Source organism: Flavobacterium sp. T50_26 (assembly GCF_057652995.1).
Genome location: NZ_JBYFCC010000001.1, coordinates 44,311 through 62,179, shown reverse-complemented (window position 1 = coordinate 62,179; position 17,869 = coordinate 44,311). Strand labels below are relative to the sequence as shown.

Annotated in this window: 17 protein-coding genes; 4 read left to right on the top strand and 13 right to left on the bottom strand. The window is 34.5% G+C overall.

The genetic code is table 11. From position 1 onward, the window contains the following. The 11 genes from AC23MC_RS00280 to AC23MC_RS00230 form a co-directional block, all read right to left on the bottom strand. Nucleotides 1–6,990: a PKD domain-containing protein gene (locus AC23MC_RS00280; protein WP_487566549.1), complete on the bottom strand. Its 6,990-nt coding sequence runs from the start codon at nucleotides 6,988–6,990 to the stop codon at nucleotides 1–3. A gap of 144 nt (nucleotides 6,991–7,134) precedes the next feature. Beyond that, nucleotides 7,135–7,500: a hypothetical protein gene (locus tag AC23MC_RS00275; protein WP_487566550.1), complete on the bottom strand. Its 366-nt coding sequence runs from the start codon at nucleotides 7,498–7,500 to the stop codon at nucleotides 7,135–7,137. Between the two features lie 468 nt (nucleotides 7,501–7,968). After that, on the bottom strand, nucleotides 7,969–8,211 hold the full coding sequence (locus AC23MC_RS00270) for a hypothetical protein (protein WP_487566551.1): 243 nt from the start codon (nucleotides 8,209–8,211) through the stop codon (nucleotides 7,969–7,971). 178 nt (nucleotides 8,212–8,389) lie between these two features. After that, on the bottom strand, nucleotides 8,390–8,941 hold the full coding sequence (locus AC23MC_RS00265; RefSeq protein WP_487566552.1) for a hypothetical protein: 552 nt from the start codon (nucleotides 8,939–8,941) through the stop codon (nucleotides 8,390–8,392). A gap of 2 nt (nucleotides 8,942–8,943) precedes the next feature. Beyond that, nucleotides 8,944–9,282 (bottom strand): hypothetical protein, encoded by a 339-nt coding sequence (locus AC23MC_RS00260; RefSeq protein ID WP_487566553.1) that lies wholly within the window; start codon nucleotides 9,280–9,282, stop codon nucleotides 8,944–8,946. A gap of 2 nt (nucleotides 9,283–9,284) precedes the next feature. Then, complete coding sequence (locus AC23MC_RS00255; RefSeq protein WP_487566554.1) at nucleotides 9,285–9,716, bottom strand: hypothetical protein; 432 nt, start codon at nucleotides 9,714–9,716, stop codon at nucleotides 9,285–9,287. Between the two features lies 1 nt (nucleotide 9,717). Then, complete coding sequence (locus AC23MC_RS00250) at nucleotides 9,718–10,155, bottom strand: hypothetical protein (RefSeq protein WP_487566555.1); 438 nt, start codon at nucleotides 10,153–10,155, stop codon at nucleotides 9,718–9,720. A gap of 82 nt (nucleotides 10,156–10,237) precedes the next feature. After that, nucleotides 10,238–10,561 carry a DUF1508 domain-containing protein gene (locus AC23MC_RS00245; RefSeq protein ID WP_487566556.1) on the bottom strand — a complete coding sequence of 108 codons (324 nt, stop codon included), beginning with the start codon at nucleotides 10,559–10,561 and terminating at the stop codon, nucleotides 10,238–10,240. A gap of 343 nt (nucleotides 10,562–10,904) precedes the next feature. Continuing rightward, on the bottom strand, nucleotides 10,905–11,570 hold the full coding sequence (locus AC23MC_RS00240; protein WP_487566557.1) for a response regulator: 666 nt from the start codon (nucleotides 11,568–11,570) through the stop codon (nucleotides 10,905–10,907). 6 nt (nucleotides 11,571–11,576) lie between these two features. Beyond that, nucleotides 11,577–13,220, bottom strand: coding sequence for a sensor histidine kinase (locus AC23MC_RS00235; RefSeq protein ID WP_487566558.1), 1,644 nt, complete (start codon nucleotides 13,218–13,220; stop codon nucleotides 11,577–11,579). 35 nt (nucleotides 13,221–13,255) lie between these two features. After that, complete coding sequence (locus AC23MC_RS00230; RefSeq protein ID WP_487570616.1) at nucleotides 13,256–13,423, bottom strand: hypothetical protein; 168 nt, start codon at nucleotides 13,421–13,423, stop codon at nucleotides 13,256–13,258. A 349-nt stretch (nucleotides 13,424–13,772) separates the two neighbouring features. Between AC23MC_RS00230 and AC23MC_RS00225 the strand changes: the two genes are divergently transcribed. The 4 genes from AC23MC_RS00225 (at nucleotide 13,773) to AC23MC_RS00210 (ending at nucleotide 16,508) form a co-directional block, all read left to right on the top strand. Further along, nucleotides 13,773–14,636 carry a hypothetical protein gene (locus tag AC23MC_RS00225; protein ID WP_487566559.1) on the top strand — a complete coding sequence of 288 codons (864 nt, stop codon included), beginning with the start codon at nucleotides 13,773–13,775 and terminating at the stop codon, nucleotides 14,634–14,636. 433 nt (nucleotides 14,637–15,069) lie between these two features. Beyond that, nucleotides 15,070–15,522 (top strand): KTSC domain-containing protein, encoded by a 453-nt coding sequence (locus AC23MC_RS00220; protein WP_487566560.1) that lies wholly within the window; start codon nucleotides 15,070–15,072, stop codon nucleotides 15,520–15,522. Between the two features lie 187 nt (nucleotides 15,523–15,709). Then, entirely contained in the window at nucleotides 15,710–15,871 is a 162-nt protein-coding gene (locus AC23MC_RS00215) for a hypothetical protein (protein ID WP_487566561.1), read from the top strand. A 169-nt stretch (nucleotides 15,872–16,040) separates the two neighbouring features. Then, nucleotides 16,041–16,508: a PA2169 family four-helix-bundle protein gene (locus AC23MC_RS00210; protein ID WP_487566562.1), complete on the top strand. Its 468-nt coding sequence runs from the start codon at nucleotides 16,041–16,043 to the stop codon at nucleotides 16,506–16,508. A gap of 150 nt (nucleotides 16,509–16,658) precedes the next feature. Here the strand turns inward: AC23MC_RS00210 and AC23MC_RS00205 are convergent, their stop codons facing one another. Both AC23MC_RS00205 and AC23MC_RS00200 read right to left on the bottom strand, forming a co-directional pair. Next, nucleotides 16,659–17,036, bottom strand: coding sequence for a hypothetical protein (locus tag AC23MC_RS00205; protein WP_487566563.1), 378 nt, complete (start codon nucleotides 17,034–17,036; stop codon nucleotides 16,659–16,661). 131 nt (nucleotides 17,037–17,167) lie between these two features. After that, nucleotides 17,168–17,731, bottom strand: a complete 564-nt coding sequence (locus AC23MC_RS00200) for a DUF4256 domain-containing protein (protein ID WP_487566564.1) — start codon at nucleotides 17,729–17,731, stop codon at nucleotides 17,168–17,170. Between the last annotated feature and the right edge of the window lie 138 nt (nucleotides 17,732–17,869).

Genomic DNA, 17,869 nt, shown 5'->3' with positions numbered 1-17,869 from the left:
TTATTTAATAAGTACAAAGGTTTGTTTTTCTTCAATGGTTAGACCGTAAAAAGTTTCGGCGGTAATCATCGTATAATAATTTCCGTTTTCAGCATTAACGTCAGTTATTTTTCCATTCCAACCCACAAGAACATCTCCCGATTCAGAATAGATCATCGATCCCCATGAATCGTAAACATCCATTTTAAGCTTTTTTAATCTTTTTGAAACGGGTCTAAACGTATCATTAACACCATCTGAATTGGGTGTAAATGCAGAAGGAATCACTAATAAATATCCTTTTTCAACTAGAAGAGAAATAGTTCGTACATAAACACATCCGAATGGATAAGTAACCGTTAAGGTAACAATGTATTCTCTTTCCAGTAAGTAGGTGTGAACTGGGTTTTCTTCATTTGAAAATGTTCCATCTCCAAAATCCCAAACTATATTTTCATAATTCCCCGTTGCATTACTAAAAAATTGAATTGGATCGTTCACAGAATAAATACCATAGGTTAAAAAACCGAAAGATTCTGATGTTATGTTGGGGTTTCCAATGACAGGATTTTCAACATTTACATTGAAGTCTATTGAACAACCAATCGCATCTGTAACTGTTAGTATCACCATGCCATTAACACTTGTTTGCATAATTTCGTTTTGTGTACCACTAATTGTTCCGCTTGACCACTGATATGTATAGGGAGGAACACCACCGGAAGCTTCAGCTATGTAATATTGAATAACATCCCTAGTTTCACAATCCGCATCAGTTTCGGTTTCTACAGTTACAGCCAATGGATTTGGACGTATTAAAGCAAATTGTCCTGAAACCTCACAACCGTTTACATCAGTAACCGTTACACCGTAATTTCCTGCGACCAAACCAGACAAATCCTCAGTTGTAGAACCATTTGACCATAGATATGTAAAAGGTGGAGTACCGCCTGAAACGATAAGGTTAATATTCCCGCTTGCTGCATTTAAACAGTCCAGAGGCTGAGTTAAGGAAGAAGTGATTACTAAAGCTTGTGGTTCAATAATAGTAAAAGTTCTTGTTATAAAACAAGGTGTGCCATCTGAGATTGTTGCTGAATATATGCCAGGGGGTAAATTATTTCTTATCAAGCCAGCTGTACTTCCATCGCTCCATTGCAGACTAACCGGAGCAATACCGCCTGTAAGATTTAGATTAATGCTTCCGTCATTAGCACCAAAACAGCTAACATTATTTACAATAGGATTTACAGTAAAAATAGGAGCTTCCGGAATATTTATGGTTTCAATTCTTTCGCATCCTAATGCATCTGTTACTGTTATAACATAGTCTCCGGCTGAAAGATTGATTTGGTTCAGACTGGTCGATAAATTATTCCAAGTAAATTGAAGGGGGGCTACACCTCCTGATAATGTAACAGTTAAGGTTGCATCATTGGCACCATAACAAGAAATGGGGGTTTTGGAATAGGAAATAATAATTTCAGGTGATTCGGTTAATGTAACAGAAAGTACTGCTGTACAGTTATTATCATCAGTCACTGTTAACTCATAAACTCCAGCAGATAAGTTTATTATGTTTTGTGTTGTACTAGTGAATCCATTAGGGCCAGACCACGAAAAATTATAATTACCAGCGACAGTACCACCGGTTGCAACTACTTGAATTGACCCTGTTGTGTCGCCAAAACATTCCACATTGATTTGAGTAACCAAATTGATTTCTAACAAAGGAGGCTCAGTGATAATAAAGGAGGCTGTTTTAGGACCACAATTATTTATATCAGTCACTGAGACAACATATGTACCCGGGCTCAAACCTGATAGATCTTCATTTGTACCAAAAGGCGATCCATTAAAAGTCCAAGTATAAAAGTAGTTTCCGGTTCCTCCAGTCGCAGAAATGTTGATACTTCCATTGGCACTATTAAAACAAGTAACATCATTTTCGCTATCGATAATAATTTGTATATCATCCGGTTCTGTAATAGTATATGAGTCAGAGAAAGGACATCCGCCTGCATCATCTACGGTTATGGAATAAGTACCGGGTTGTAAGTTGGTAATAGTTGATGCAGTTGATGTAAATCCATTTGGTCCCGACCAATTGATTAAATAGGGATTACCTGATGGAAAAGGGACGCCTCCCGTAATAGCGGTGCTGATGGAAGCATTATTAATTCCAAAACAAGTGTTATTAGTTACAATGGTATTTGGATTGATGGAAGGGTTGACTGTTACTATAATTGTGAAAGCATCACCTGTACAAACGCCGGAAGTTGGTGTTACTGTATAGGTAACGGTTGCTACATTTGACGTAATATTAATTAACGTTTGATTAATCTCATTTTGAGGTGTAGTTTCTTCTGATGCACCTGTTACTGAGCCGTTGGGGTTTACAGTAGGAAGAGACCAAACGTAAGTTGTACTGGTCGGTATATTATTTCCTCCTGAATTTGTTGGCGAAATTAAAAATGATGTGCCGCTACAAATAGTAGTTATTTCATCATTTATAATTGGCACTTGATTAATTGTAATTTCTGCGGCAGCTGTAGTGATGATTTCACAACCTCCAGTTAGCGTTGGAAATGTTACTACGCAATAATAAAAAACAGTTCCTACAGCAGATACGGGTGGGTTATAAGTTACATTTGTTGCACCACTTATAATCGAACCTCCACTAGTTGAATTAATAGTGTTTGAATACCATTGGTAAGTTGGAGTTCCCGATCCGTTTATAAAAGTAAAATTCAATTCAGTTGTAGATTCACCTAAACAGATTATACTCGGTTGAGGTTGTATATCAATTGCGGGAGATAAATTGATAGTTACCATTGCAACCTCACTGGTTACATTACAACCCGTATCGTTAGATTGTGTTACAATACAGTAATAATATAATGTCCCTGCTGTAGCTGTTGGTGGTGTAAAAGTATCATTTGTCGCTCCCGTAATTGCTGTTCCTGATGTTGTAGAATTAGTTGTAGACACATACCATTGGTAATTATAACTACTGCCAACTCCACCAGTAACACTAATAGTTAATGTACTGGCAATTGCATTTTGACACAAAGTTTGACTAGGTAGTGGTTGAGAAGCAACAACAGGGTCATTCACTACTATTATCTCAGCAACATCACTCGTTACTGCACCACATCCACTTCCAGAAAAGTTTATAGTAGCATAGTAATAATAGCTCCCAGATGTTGTAAAAACCGGTGGTGTAAACGTAGCGTTTGTTGCCCCTGAAAGTAATGTTCCGCCTATATTTGAATTGGATGTATTAAAATACCATTGATAGGAAGGTGTTCCTGTTCCTCCAGTGTAAGAGATATTTAATGGATTTGCGATTGTTACGCCAATACATAAGTTTTGAGTACTTGTCGGTTGTTGGTCAATCGTTGCTCCCGATATTACCGTTACGCTAGCAGTATTGGTTGAAATGGTAGCACAACTACCGGTAATGCCCGAAAAAGAAACTAAACAATAGTAGTATAAAGTGCCTACTGCATTAGCTGGAGGAACGAAAGTTGCATTTGTTTCGGCTGGTATGGCAACTCCAGTGGTGATATCATTGGTTGTATTGCTATACCATTGATAAGAGACTGTTCCTGCTCCATTACTAAATGATATCGCTAAAGTTGAAGGTGTTCCGCCCAAACAAACGATACTTGACTGAGGTTGATTTACAATGTTAGGAGAGAGGTTTACTGTAATGGAAGCAGTAGCACTAGTAACACTACATCCCGGTGTTGTTTGTGAAACTATGCAATAGTAATAGGTTGTACCAACCGCTGCTGTGCTTGGAATATAAGTTGCATTTGTTGCACCGGTAATAATTGTCCCCGTTGTGTTATTGTTGTTCACATTACTATACCATTGATAAGTAAAACTACCGTTCCCACCACTTGCGGTAACTTCTAAGGTTTGGGCTGTTGCTCCTTGACACAAAATTTGTGAAACTATTGGTTGCGATGTAATTATGGGATCATCAAAAACGATTACCTCTGCAACCGTACTGGTCACTGTACCACAACCGTTTCCATCCAAAGTGATTATTACATAATAAAAGTAATTTCCGGAAGTAGTAAATGCGGGTGGAGAATAGGTTGCATTCGTTGCTCCAGCTATTGCTATTCCACCGCTTGTGGAATTTACAGTATTCGAAAACCACTGATAGGTTGGTGTTCCTTGGCCTCCGGCGTAACTTACTGAAAAAGGAGTCTGAATGGTAACACCCACACAACTATTTTGAGTGACAAGAGGTTGAACCGTAATTGTGGGTAATGGATTTATTGTAACCGTAGCTACATTGCTGGTCAAACCAGAACATCCTCCGGAACTTAACGAAATAATGCAATAATAATAAATTGTTCCCACAGTAGCTGATGGGGGTATAAATGTATCATTTGTTGCTCCGCTGATCAAGGTACCGCCCACTGTTGAATTAGCAGTATTGGAATACCATTGATAGGTTGGTGAACCGGATGTACTACTCAAAGCGACCACCAACGGAGTAGGACTACCATTTAAACAGACAGAACTGGAACTTGGTTGTGTTGTAATTGTTGGTGCAGGGTTTACATTAACGACATAATTGATTGATGTACCAACACAACCATTAAAAGTTGGAACGATAGTATAAGTAACAGTGCCTGGATTTGAATTGGTCGTTGTTATAGTTTGAATTGGAATTGTATTTGTACCAGCTGCTGTAAATCCACTAATGCCCGCTGTTGCTGCAGCATTCCACATAAAAGTAGTTCCTGCAGGATTGGCTGTTAATGAAACTAAAGTTGTTGAATTTCCTGAACAAATGGTCTGACTTAGTTCTGTATTTGTAACCGTTGGTGCCACACTTACTGTAAAATTCTGTGTAGCGGATGTAGAAGCACCGCATTCGTTGGTTACCACCAATGAAACTGTATAAGTTCCCTCTGTAGGATAGTTTATTGTTCCTGGGTTTGCTGTATTTGCTGTAGCAGGTATACCTCCCGGAAAACTCCAAGCGTATGTCAAAGTGCTTGATGTTGGTGCACAACTATTTACGGTTGCCACGGGGTTGATGTTGGCTGTGCCGCACGAATTACTAATCGCTCCAATTGAAACAGTAGGTGGTTTTTTTACTGTTACAGTTTTTGATAAGGTGGTGCTTCCACACGAATTGGTAGTAGTTAATGTAATCGTATAAATCCCGGGTTCTGTAAAATTGTAAGATGCATTCGCTGTAGTTTGATTGGGGATAGGCGTAATGCTTGTTCCACAATTGGCAGCAGCATACGTAACTGTCCAAAGATAGGTTGGGGTTGAGCATTGGTTGGTTAAAACGGTATTATTCGTTGCAGTAATTGATAAGGGTGTGCATCCTGTATCTGTGTTTAGAGTAAAAAGGGGCGTTAATGGGGGTTCGATGCAAATTGTTTTTGAAACAGAACTTGTTCCACATGAATTTTTGATATTTAATGTAATTGTGTAAATGCCAGGTTGATTAAATGTTAATGAAGGGGTTAATGAACCAACCGACCAAACCAATTCATTATTAGGAAATCCATTATTTGAACCTAAACCAGATGCTGTCCATAGTCCAGTTGCGGAAGGAGTAATTGTCCAATAAAAGGGAGAAGTTGAATTACATGAAAATGTTACAGGATCAATTGAACCACCAAAATCCGATGTGTTATTTAAAACAATTGGTGTATTAATACAAGTATTAGGCAATGGATTTGGAGTAAAACTAGCTGTTGGTGAGAGTCCAACACTTATTAAGCTTCCGGCTTGAGGTTGAGGTGCTGTACATGGATTTGTTGTTATGACGGAAGGTAAAAAAACATTATTATAAATTATTCCATTTAGGTTTACAGAATTACCACAAGATGTTGTACTGTAAACATGAGTTAAAGTATACAAATTAAAACCTCCTGCGGTACCAGAAAATACCCAATCTGAAGGTATTGGAGTACCATCAATATAATTAATACAGCTCGAAGTATTATCTCCAAAGCAGATTAAATAATTTGTACCTTCGCTATTGGAAATAGGTATCCCAAATGTAAAATTTGTTGTATGTGGAGAACAACCGTTAGATTGATTTGCAAATAATGACAATGTTGCAGCCTGTGGCGATGAACCAATGAAGGCAATATAAGTTTGATTAGCAGTACAACCAAATGTTGTTGTTGCTGTTATTGTAACTGTATAAGAACCTGGAATGTATGTATGAGCTATTGGAGAAGACCAATTAGATTGAGGTATCACTTGTGGAGGCGACAAATCTCCCCAATTAATTGTTATTGATTGTATTAAACTTTGATTATTAGGAAGTGTTAACATTGTTACTACTTGTTCATTTGTTTGTCCTTGAGTCAAACAAGCATTCAAAGTAGCTGGGTTTGTTATTGACACATTTATAACTTGTACATTTACAATATCTTGAACTTGACAATTGCCAATACTAGCAGTAACGGTATAATTTCCTGACATAGCAACTGTCGAATTATTTAGAGTAGGAGATTGTTGATTACTTGTAAATCCATTTGGACCAGTCCAAGAATATAAAACATTATTAGTTCCATTTCCAGAGGCTGTGGATGTTAAATTTATTGAATTGCCTTTGCATACATTAATATTATTTCCAGCGTTTACTGTAAAACCTGATATTACAGTGATTAGAGCATTCAAATCAAGATTTTGAGAACTACTCGTTACATCCTGTACGTTTATTAAATTGTATGTAAAAGCTCCAGCTAAATTTGTTGGAGCATTTAAAGAAATTGAGTTGTTGCTTCCTGTTGTTACTAGAGGAGCTTGAGTAATTCCGTTTAAAGTATACGTAAAAGTATAAGGAGCAGTTCCTCCACTACCTGTAAATGTGATTGACGGACTAGCAGCATTCTGGCATACGGTTGCACCCCCTGAAATTGAAGCCGTTGGTGCAACTATTAATTCATGTTCTTTGGCAAAAACTATACTATAGAAAAGAGATAGGAAGAAAGTTAAGTAAATTTGCTTCATGAAGAGTGCTTTTTTAAAGTATTATTGTTGAATTAACTTATTTGGATGCTAAAAATATAGTATTTAATTGAAATAGAATGTTTTGTTTGGTTATTTATGTTAAAAAATGTATATAAATTATTTTCTTGTGAATACCGAGTTGTCTTAGTCAAAATCAGGAGCACAATTTAGATTTTCGTTATAGGGTTGAATGTACTTCCAAAAAGCTTTTCCTGCACTATCATAATAGTTGATAGAATAGTTCATTTTTGTATTTGATGCCACTTGATAAATATATTCCGAACAACTGTATGAGTATTTTTGTTTGAAACAAACCACAGCAAAATAGTACGTTTTATAGTCAATTACGACGTCATAAAATGTAACTTTTGAGATGGCATCACTGTTATAACTGGTGTAGGTGGTACCATAGCTTCTTGATTGAACGAACGCTATCATTTCATCACAATCCTGCGATTTCATTTCAAAAATGCATAAAATATAGAGGAGAATTAGTATAGTTTTTTTCATGTACAAATGGTTTGTGACAAACGTAATACAATAAAAAAAATATTCATTACGGATTCCCGTAAAAGCCTAAAATTTATTTTTATCATTCTTTTTTAAATGATTTAAACCTGAGTTTATGGCTGTTGATTTAACTAGCAACACTATTTTTTGAAGTACATTTTATTTTGCTATTTGATTAAAAGGTTGGATGTAGTATTACCTAAATTTAAAGAGATTTTAAATAAAGTTTGTTCGAAAACAAATATAAGGGATGAATAAAAAGTATGCACCTAATTGGGGATAGTTTTGGTTCTAATTACTAACGAGCGAACATGATAGAAATGTGATTAAGTATCTCTGCTAATTATTATAAGAGAGATTTGCGGAAGAGAAGTTAATGATCTTCGCAAAAAGAAATTGAATGTAAAAATGTTTTTGTCAATCACTACACTAAAGCCATTAAATATGACAAAACATCTGATTTTTTTATTACTTGGCATGTAGAATTTGCCCTTTTTTAAATTCAAAAGGCACTTCGCCGGCCTTTTCAATTTGCTTTGTTGCCACTACCGTTCCACTTGCATTTTCCTCATAAACAACACCGTCTTTAATGTAGGTAATAGTTAAGCCTAATGCTTTAGAGCCACTAAACGCTCTCTTTGCGGAAATACGTGCTGCTTTCACCAACGCTTTAGTTTGTGGCACATCTTTTCTAAAAATTATTTTTGACATAGTGTATTCAATTGTAGTACTTACATTTGTTTTACAAAAATAATTAATTTATAAAACATTTAAAATCAAAATTACAGTTGTATAGTAAACGCTTTTTATTGTGAAAAAAGTATAAAATAAATGTAGAGAATTAACTTGGTTCATTAATAACGTTCTAGTGATTGTCTTGCCATTTGTTCTATTTTTTTAATTCATCAATTTTATTTTTTGCTTCTTCAAAAGCTTTTTCTACAGTCTCAATATTTTCAATAAAAATACTATTGTCTGAACCATATTTTTCCAGTTGAAGATACCAAGTTGCCTTCCCTTTATTAATCATATAACCCACTTTGAAACCATCAACGGTAGTGAATTTATTTTCTAAATAATCTGGGTTAGATAACATGTCTTTTTCAACTTCGCTTTTTAAAGAATTAATTGCTTTGATTACTTCTAATAAATCAGAATATTCTATTGAAGCAGTTGAAGTACTGTATTTTCCTTGCTTTTCAATCTGGAAAAAATAACTAACTAAAGCACCAGAGTTTATTTTTCTAATTCTTGTTTCTGATAAACCACCATAAAGAGTTTTAATACTGGTTAGTTTATAATCAGTTAATTTGATAATGCTTCCGGTTTTTGAGGCAAATGCATCAATTTTTGTTTTCTCTTTTTCAAGTTCTTTTTTTGTTTCTTGTGAGAAAGTGACTGTAGTTGCTATGAGGAGCAAAATGATTAAATTATTTTTCATAATTATTGGTTTAAAAAATTTTCAACTTCAATTTTTAATTTGACTAATTCATCATAATTTTTTTTAGACTTTGTAATTCTAGCTGAAAGCTCTTCAGCTTTTAACTTTCTATCGTCTGTAAATCTATCAGGGTGAACTTTTGTAATTAGTGATTTATAGAGTTCTTTTGATTTTGAAATACTAAAAACCATGTTTTTAAAAATAGATTTAAAATTATCTCCTTCTTTTTCAGATAATTTTTTTCTTATATTTCTTCTAAGCCTTCTTTTTTTATTAGTTAACAAATAGTAAACTCCAAAAAGGAATAGAAAAATTCCGAAATAAATAAAAATTGTTTTCATAACTAACCGTTTAACATATAATCTTGAAGATTAGCAATTTCTTTTAAGGGAATTTGAAGTCCTTGCCTATAATTTTTACCAATGATAATCAAAGTGTCATATCCTAGTGCCATCAATTGTCTCACGAACGCTTTGCTTTCTATCACATATCTTGATATTTCTATAAAATCTGATTCTGTTAATCTTTCATCATTTTCAATTGTAATTTTAAAACCACTTCTCAAATAAAAAGTACTTAATTCGTGTCTGAAATTTGGATTACCAGGTGATGTTGTCACCCTACAAAGTCTTTCTAAATCACCTTGAAAATAAGCTTCACGGAATACTAAATTAAATTGATTTAAAATGGTAACTCTTTCTAAATTTCCTTGCGAAACAACATCTACAATTCTGTTTAAAAATGTTGTTATTTTTGATAGTATATTATCTGCCATATTATTTTTTATTATCTAAAATACTCGATTGGTTCGTCTCCACTTGTCTAATCACTGCGGGTCTGATTTCAATTAATTTCAAATCTTTTTCTTCGATGGTGCGGAAGTTTTTGTAATAAGCTAACCAACCTGTTACGGTTAATTCGGTTTTACCGTTTTTGGTGGTGGAGTCAAATTTGGGTTCAACTAATAAATCGGCGTTGTTTTCATTTAATAAAATTCGAATAATTTCATTTTTAGCATTAGACAACAACTCCATGTTTTTAATCACCATTGTTTTGGTTGATTTCTGCGGAGCGATTTCTAAATCAGCGATAACGGGTTTGTGAATTACACCAACACCGGAAATGTCAATCGATTTTGATGTCCCTGATTTAATTGTTTTACAAGAAACAATAGCCAATGAGCTTAATGCAATAAGAAATAATTTTGATTTCATTTGATAGGTTTTGAAGATTAATCCACCAAACTTAAACACATTCAAAACCACTATTTTACGGATTCCCGTAATCCCCAAGAATTTATTTTATATTCGCATTTTCTACCTGCTTTCTAATAAGGTTGATTGCTTTTTCGCAACCTACCGGATGACTGTACATTTCACTTACTCCAATTATATTTTCACTGCCCATTGAGCGAAGGATAAAAAAATGGTCTTTACTAGGTGATGTGCGTAATTCGTAATTTTGGAGATAGACTCCGTTCATCCGAACGGAAATAACCTCACCAAGGCAACCTTGGCGGAATTCATGTTTGGTTCCGGTGAGTAATACACTTTCTTCATCTGTTACGAGTTCATAAAACCATATTCCGGACTCGTTTTGTTGAATAACAAATTGTGGCATTTGTTGGGGTTTGGGTTAAATTTATCCAAAAATAAGCCAATAGGAAAGATGTATTTTACGGGAATCCGTAATTTGGGATTTTTTTTGTTGGAAGTTGGAAGTTGGAAGATGGAAGATTTCAGTTGTAGTTTAAAAAAAAAAGTTATTCAAATGAAAATGTCCTCCGAACAATCCCTTTTAATCCAATATAGCGAAGCTATCAAAATCCGTGAAAATCTGCGTTTAGCTGCAGCTAATCTGCTAAATCCGTGTTCCATTGAGAGTAAGTTGTCAGTCTCAGTTTTCAATCTCCGCCTCAGTCACAGTTTTCAGACAACAGATAACAAACAACTGAAAACCGACCTCAAATTATCCCCAAATCCTTCGCAATCGCCACCAAATGAACAGGATTATTCGCTTTGAAAAGGATTTTTAATTTTCCTAATCGTTTTTCAATAGTGCTTTTGCTACTGGGTTTGATGCCTTTTTCTTTAAACACGTTTTCCATATCCTCTTGGGCGATTCCGTAAGAAAGGTGCTTTAGGAGATGGATATCAAATTCATCAATTTGTGAACCGGTTTTGTTTTGTAAAACGTGATGCACTTCCGGAGAAATATAGGTTTTATTTTGAGCTACCGTTTTGATGGCTGTTTTGAGTTGATATAAGCTTTCTCTGCCTTTGAGTACAAACCCATCAATGGCTAATTTTTCAAATAAGGATTTGATGCGGTATTCTTTTTCTTCTACCGAATACACGATTACTTTGATGTTAGGATGGATGGCTTTAACGGCAGCAATCAAATCTTCTCCCGTAGCCAATTTGCTCTCTCTGCCATCTTCTTTGAAAGACAAATCGGTAATCAATAGTTCGAATGGTTCGTTGTCAACCAATCCTTTTTTAATTTTTAAGTAGGCACCTTCGCAATATTTGTCGTGCAAGTAGAGGTTGAGCTGAAGTTCGTTCAACACATGTTGCACTGCAAGGCTAATTGAATCCAGGTCTTCGGCAATTAAAATCTTTTTGAACATAGGCAATTATTTAGGGATGACTACCGTCACTTTAAATCCTTTTTGGATGGTTTGGTCAAAAGTATAACTTCCTTGAATAGCTAAAATACGGTTTTCCGCATTTTGAAGACCTGACTTGCGTTGTTGAGTGTTTTTTATTCCAATCCCATTGTCTGTATAAGTTACCGAGATATTTTTCTTATCCTCTGAAAAGTCAATAATCACTAGTGTTGCTTCACTATGTTTTTTGGTGTTGATTAAAAATTCCTGTATCACCCGTTGTAAGGTAATTTTTTTTTCAGAAGTTATTTTTTGCCAATTGATAGGTTCATTTATTTTTCGGATTACATTTAAAAGATGATCACTAAATCCGTCAATCATTCGAAATAAATCCGGTTCATAATTTTCATCGGTGCGGATTTCGCTGTTTTCCTTTGAAATATCACGCGTGCGTTGGTAAATCTGCTCAAGATTGTCAAGCAGTGCCTCTTTTGAAATTGGATTTTCTAAATTTTGAGTCTGTGTAAAGGTCATTGCATTAAAAACATCGTTGGCTAATTCGTCGTGGATGCGTTTGGAAATTCGGGTTTCGGTGAGATAGGTCGATTGTTGAAGTTTTCGCTTGTTTTTTATCTGGTATAATTTATAGAGCAAAATAGCAATCACAACTATCAAACCAATCAAAGCCAAAAGAAGTGATTTTTGATTTTTGTATTTAATGACTTCCTGCGTAGCTTTTTTAGAGTCGTATTTTATTTTTGCAAATTGATTTCTGGCGATACTTCGGGCTTTAATAATACTATCATTCAATGCAATGTACTGTTGATAAAAGTGTTTGGAGTCGTTTAAATCCCCAAACTCCGTAAGCCATTTCAACGCCTCTAACTGATCGTCAGGACTAGTGGCTTTTTGCGAAGATTGATAAGCTTTTTCAGCATATTCTTTGGCTAAAAGGTCATTTTTATGTTGATAATATTCAGACAAATGCATGTTGGAAGCAATGAGTCCAATATTGTCCTGCAGGCTGTCTCTTAACTCCCATGCTAAATGAAGATTTTCAGATGCATCTTCTAGTTTCAGCAAAAATTGGGTGTAACCTAAATTATCCAACACACGAGCAAGCTCATACGGATTTTTAGAAAGAGCATCATCTGTCACCAAAGGAGCAAGGGTTTTAATCGCTTTTTGATATTGTTTTTTTTCCAGATAAATCAGTCCGATGTTGTTTTGAATGATGGCTTTTTCCAGCTGATTAGTTGCTAAATCGTATGCCTTTTTATAATAATTCAACGATTCTTCCAAGCTGTTTTGTTTGTGATAGGAAATAGCAAGAAGATTGTAAAAATAGGGAAGGTAAGTAGAACCTTCGTAGTGAGCAAGTGCTTCCGTAATGGTTTCTTCACAGCCGTAATGATCACCGATATAATTTTGAATGGTTGCCGTTTTAAGTTGGATATAAGCAAAACGTTCGTCTGAATTAGCGGTAAGCAATTTGGCTTCATTATAATAAAAATAGGCACTATCAAGTTGGTAGTGTTGCTCAAAATTATCCGCTTTTTCACGTAAAATGGTAAACTTTTCTTTCGTTGGCGTTATGTTTTCTTTTTCACAACAATTGAAAATTAGTAATACAAGAAAAAAAAACGGGAAATGAATCAGCTTTTGTTTCATTTCCCGAAGGTATTAAATTAAATGATAAAGTCCAATTATGGATTGTTTGTAAGCGGTGGAGGAGGTGGCGGCGGAATACCGTGTTGTCCACCCGTGTCATCCGCAGCAACAGACAGTGCTTGATCAGTTACATCATCAGCCGAGCAAGAAGTAAAAAAACCAATTGCGGTGCAAAATAGCGAAATGAAAAGTATTTTTTTCATGATTATAAGTATAAAAATTGAACATAGTTTTTGCTGTTCGGTTTGTAAAAACCAAAGGAGCGTGTCGGATTTTGCCGACTTTAAAAAAATTGAGACTCAATGAAATGGTGGGAAGTGAAGTGTGCTAAAACAGAACCGTCCTGATATACTTCCCGAATAAAATTTCAGTCCTGTATAGCGACACTTTTTTTGAATCTGTTTTGTACATTTGTTCCAATTGCAGGTTAGAACAAAAACAAATTCTGAAGCAAAGGAATAGGGTTTTTGTGAGGGTGTTCATAAGGAATTCCGATAATTCCGATGATTTCCGCTTATTCCGATAAATTCCGAAATTCAATTTTTTACTGATATGAATAAAACTACTTTTAAGGATTATAAGCTGGCAATTAAAGAGCAATATGTGTTTGCAAAAGAAAAGGATGTAAGCGGCATTTTAGAAAATCCAACACCGGCTCAACTACGCGAATTTTGTCGATTTATTTATGAGAAAGGAGTAAGTAGAAATGATGAAGAAGTTTTCCGTTTGTTCTTTGAAGCAAAAGAAGGTGAAATTGTAAAAAAGGCGATTGATAGGGTTGCCGTAGATAAATTTAAAACAATCATTTCTTTTTTAAAGACTGAAAAAGATACCGATATCAAAATTAGAGTTGAACTCGCTGCGATTATGGTAGATTTTAAAGAAAGACCGTATAGAATTTTTTCAAAAACGGAGCAAAATGAAGTTGTTAAAGATCCAATACATGTTGCCCTACCTGTTATTACACAGCCAGAGGGGCATCAACCTGAAAAAGAAATAAGTAAGTCTAAAGGTTTTGCGTATTGGCTAGGAAAAAATAAGCTCATCACCATTTTTCTTATCATTGCGTCATTGTTGGGCGGATTTTCATTAGCCAAATTTGTGTTCACTGAAAAGCAATGCATGCAATGGCAAAACGATCATTATGAAGTGGTGGATTGCACTGATTCAGAAAAAAATCCTTTAGAAAATACTATCGTTCCGTTAGATAAAAAGTTGTTGAATTTTAGAAAAGTTGAGGTGTCTGATACAACCACTTTTTTTAATAAACAAGGCAAACCACTTTATTGGTATTGTAAAGTAAACGGAAAACCGGAATTTTTTAATGAACTGGGAGACGGAATACATCCTGAAACAGGAAAAAGACTTAATCAAATCTCACATTATATTATTGATAAATATGTGATGGAAAAGTAATTTAATCTGTATAGCTAAATCAGGACGAGTCATAACTATAGTAGGATTTATTTATTAATTTGTATAGTTATTTTAGGACGGGTCAGGACGAGTCAAGATAACCGACAACTGTATAGATAAAGCATGGATAGTGTATGGATAGTGTATGAATAAAGCATCAATGGTGACAGAATTGTTGTATGTAACATTACAATAAAACAAACCTGTATAGTAAGTTTGGGTTTAACTAATATAACGATAATAGGATTTATTCATTAATCGGTATTGTTAATTTAGTAAGGGTTCAAAGCTTTTAGAAGCTATAAGTAGGTCATTCATACCACAATACAATAAAGTTATTCTGCTTTAAAACAACGCACAAGTTGAATGTATAAAAAAATAAACTACTTTTGCCGAAAATTAAAACGTGTCAACACGTTTGTAACTGTTATTTATGAACTCAAAAAAAATTGCCGAGTACCGCAAATTACTCGAAGTAACTAAAACGGCAACATTAAAAGAATTGAAAACTGTTTACCGCAACAGTATGAAGGAAGATCATCCGGACACTATTGCCGATCCAATTGAACGTACCGCTGCAGAAGAAAGAAGTAAAGCCATTATTGAGGCCTATCACTTTTTGGTGAGCATTGCTCCCGAAACGCAAGAAAAAGTGAAAGACGAATATATAAAAACCACAACCACCTCCGGTATCTTAGAATTTTATATGGAAGATGGGGTTTTAAACATTCACTTTTTAGATGGAAACAAGTTTGAATATTTTGGTGTTCCAAAAGTAACATATATCAAAATGGTAAATGCAGAATCGCCTGCACGGTTTGCCAGAAGACATGTTTATAATGAGTTTTTATACCGCAGTGCCAGCAAACTGGTTGTAGCAGAATAAACTAAACGAAATATAAATACATGAGGTGCCTATTTTTAGGCACCTTTTTTTGTTTACTACCTCCAGAAAAAAACCATGTCGAGTGGATAATATGTAATTTTTTGAAAAAATTATATAACAAGAAACAGCAGCTCCTATCGCACCTTTGTAATGCATTGATGGATGTTTAACCTTAAATGAATTTACTATGGAAGATAAAGCAAGAAATAAAGGCAGTCGAGAGACGAAAAGTTCGGTTATGCGAGATTTAAAAAATAAATCTAAGAAAAAAGCAACCCTTAGTCACAAAGAGATTTTGAAAGCTAATGACATGGAAGAACCGGATATCTGGAGCTTACCAAAAGAATAATATAATAACTTAAAAGAGTATAAAGTATGAATAATTTTTTTAGAGCATTACTTGCTGGTTACGGGGCCAAGAAGCTAGGCGGAGGTTGTTTTGGAACAATTATAGTTTTTGTTATCCTTTGGATGGTGCTGGGGCAATGTAGCTCATGATAATACTAAAAATGGTAGATATGGAAAATTCTAAAACAAAAACAGTTGAAATATTAAATTCGTTAGTGGAAGTAAATAACGATCGAATTCAAGGATATGAAACCGCTATTCAAGAAGCAAAAGATTCACAGTTAAAAGTTGAGTTTTCATTATTTATTGTAACTAGTAAAAGATGTGTAAAGGAACTTTGTGATGAAATTAAACGCTTGGGTGGAAGTCCAATTGGTTTAAACAAAACCAGCGGAAAATTTTTTAAATTATGGATGGATTTAGAAAAAACTATTTCAGAAAATCTTAATCAAGCCTTGTTAGATTCATGTGTTTTTAGAGAAGATATTGCTATAGGAAATTATGATGATTGGTTAATTGAAGATGTAGAAAATGAAGTAGATGAACGCCACAACATGATGATTAGAACACAACGAACTGAGCTTCATCGTGAAAGAGAAAAATTAAAAGCACTTCGAGAACATATTTGTTCCTCCTAACTATTTGCTATGAATTCGATTGATTTTTGAGAGTGAAAATGCCGCGGGTTTCCCTGCGGTATTTTTTTGTTTTCTGTTGTCGGTTTTCTGAAAAGGCATAAAAAAACCGCAGAATATATCTACGGTTCTTATACTGAAATTTAACTTTATTTAGTTAAAGCGTTTCGCTATAAACTCAACAAAATTTTCATCACTCATTTTGTTAGAAGTACATTCTGTAGCCTCCGCATTTTTGTATTGTGGAGTATCCGCTAGAAATTTCATAAATTGTTCTTGAACTTGTCCTGTACCCGTAAGATGAATTTCATCCACATTTGGCATAACGAAAGCAATTTCTTTAAAATACTTCTGCATTAAACCAATTTCATGGTTATTAGCTGTTTTTTCACTCGAATTATAGTCGGCTCCGGCATTGGAAACAGTACCCAAAACGATAAATTCTCCATTATCAACATCTTCTCTTCCAACGATGGTTGCATTGTGGGTGTCCATCCAAACACCAAACTGTTTTTTGTTTTTATCTGACATACATTTTACTTTTCTTAAAGGTAAGTCATCTAAAACGGATAAACTGTTTTTTGGGTTAATATTGTGATTGAGGAGAAGTATCTGAGTTACTGAGATACTGAGTGGCTGAGTATATGAGCGGAACAACTATTTTAAACTTTCAAAACACCTCTGAAACCTCTAACTCCATAATACGATTGAGCTCCGTTATGATACACAAAAACCTGATTATACCGAAAATCAGCAAACAAAGCACCACCTAATTTTCTAAGTTCGTCTGGTGTTTTAATCCAACTTGATGTTTTGGTGTCAAATTTTCCCAATTGTTGTAATTCGCGGTAGTGTTCTTCCGATAAAAGTTCAATTCCCATCTCTGTAGCCATATCAATAGCATTATTTTCGGGTTTGTATTCTTTTCTCGAATCTAGTCCTTCGCGATCATAACAAACACTTCTTCGTCCTTTCGGACTTTCAGCAGAACAATCCATGAAAATATATTCTCCTGTTTTTTCATCCAAACCAACCACATCAGGTTCGCCTCCGGTTTTTTCCATCTCATTCAACGACCATAATTTTTCAGGATTTGCTTCTAATTTAGACAGAACGTCATTCCATTTTACGTTTTTATGACGATTTGTGTTTTTCTCAAAACGAATGCGTAACAAATCGATTAATTCATTTTTTTGTTCAGAAGATACTATTTTGCTGTTTTTCATTTGTTCAGTAGTTTATAAATCAAATTTAAAAAATAATAAAATAAATTGAAATAAATAATTGGTGTCTTTTAAGCAAGTAAATTCAAAATAGGGCAAATGCCTTATTTCTTTCGCTTTATTTTTTAAGTTAGTTTGAAA

Excerpts from the sequence above, each read along its gene's own strand:
- AC23MC_RS00280 (WP_487566549.1), bottom strand. The coding sequence starts at position 6,990 with ATGAAGCAAATTTACTTAACTTTCTTCCTATCTCTTTTCTATAGTATA.
- AC23MC_RS00275 (WP_487566550.1), bottom strand. The coding sequence starts at position 7,500 with ATGAAAAAAACTATACTAATTCTCCTCTATATTTTATGCATTTTTGAA.
- AC23MC_RS00270 (WP_487566551.1), bottom strand. The coding sequence starts at position 8,211 with ATGTCAAAAATAATTTTTAGAAAAGATGTGCCACAAACTAAAGCGTTG.
- AC23MC_RS00265 (WP_487566552.1), bottom strand. The coding sequence starts at position 8,941 with ATGAAAAATAATTTAATCATTTTGCTCCTCATAGCAACTACAGTCACT.
- AC23MC_RS00260 (WP_487566553.1), bottom strand. The coding sequence starts at position 9,282 with ATGAAAACAATTTTTATTTATTTCGGAATTTTTCTATTCCTTTTTGGA.
- AC23MC_RS00255 (WP_487566554.1), bottom strand. The coding sequence starts at position 9,716 with ATGGCAGATAATATACTATCAAAAATAACAACATTTTTAAACAGAATT.
- AC23MC_RS00250 (WP_487566555.1), bottom strand. The coding sequence starts at position 10,155 with ATGAAATCAAAATTATTTCTTATTGCATTAAGCTCATTGGCTATTGTT.
- AC23MC_RS00245 (WP_487566556.1), bottom strand. The coding sequence starts at position 10,561 with ATGCCACAATTTGTTATTCAACAAAACGAGTCCGGAATATGGTTTTAT.
- AC23MC_RS00240 (WP_487566557.1), bottom strand. The coding sequence starts at position 11,570 with ATGTTCAAAAAGATTTTAATTGCCGAAGACCTGGATTCAATTAGCCTT.
- AC23MC_RS00235 (WP_487566558.1), bottom strand. The coding sequence starts at position 13,220 with ATGAAACAAAAGCTGATTCATTTCCCGTTTTTTTTTCTTGTATTACTA.
- AC23MC_RS00230 (WP_487570616.1), bottom strand. The coding sequence starts at position 13,423 with ATGAAAAAAATACTTTTCATTTCGCTATTTTGCACCGCAATTGGTTTT.
- AC23MC_RS00225 (WP_487566559.1), top strand. The coding sequence starts at position 13,773 with ATGAATAAAACTACTTTTAAGGATTATAAGCTGGCAATTAAAGAGCAA.
- AC23MC_RS00220 (WP_487566560.1), top strand. The coding sequence starts at position 15,070 with ATGAACTCAAAAAAAATTGCCGAGTACCGCAAATTACTCGAAGTAACT.
- AC23MC_RS00215 (WP_487566561.1), top strand. The coding sequence starts at position 15,710 with ATGGAAGATAAAGCAAGAAATAAAGGCAGTCGAGAGACGAAAAGTTCG.
- AC23MC_RS00210 (WP_487566562.1), top strand. The coding sequence starts at position 16,041 with ATGGAAAATTCTAAAACAAAAACAGTTGAAATATTAAATTCGTTAGTG.
- AC23MC_RS00205 (WP_487566563.1), bottom strand. The coding sequence starts at position 17,036 with ATGTCAGATAAAAACAAAAAACAGTTTGGTGTTTGGATGGACACCCAC.
- AC23MC_RS00200 (WP_487566564.1), bottom strand. The coding sequence starts at position 17,731 with ATGAAAAACAGCAAAATAGTATCTTCTGAACAAAAAAATGAATTAATC.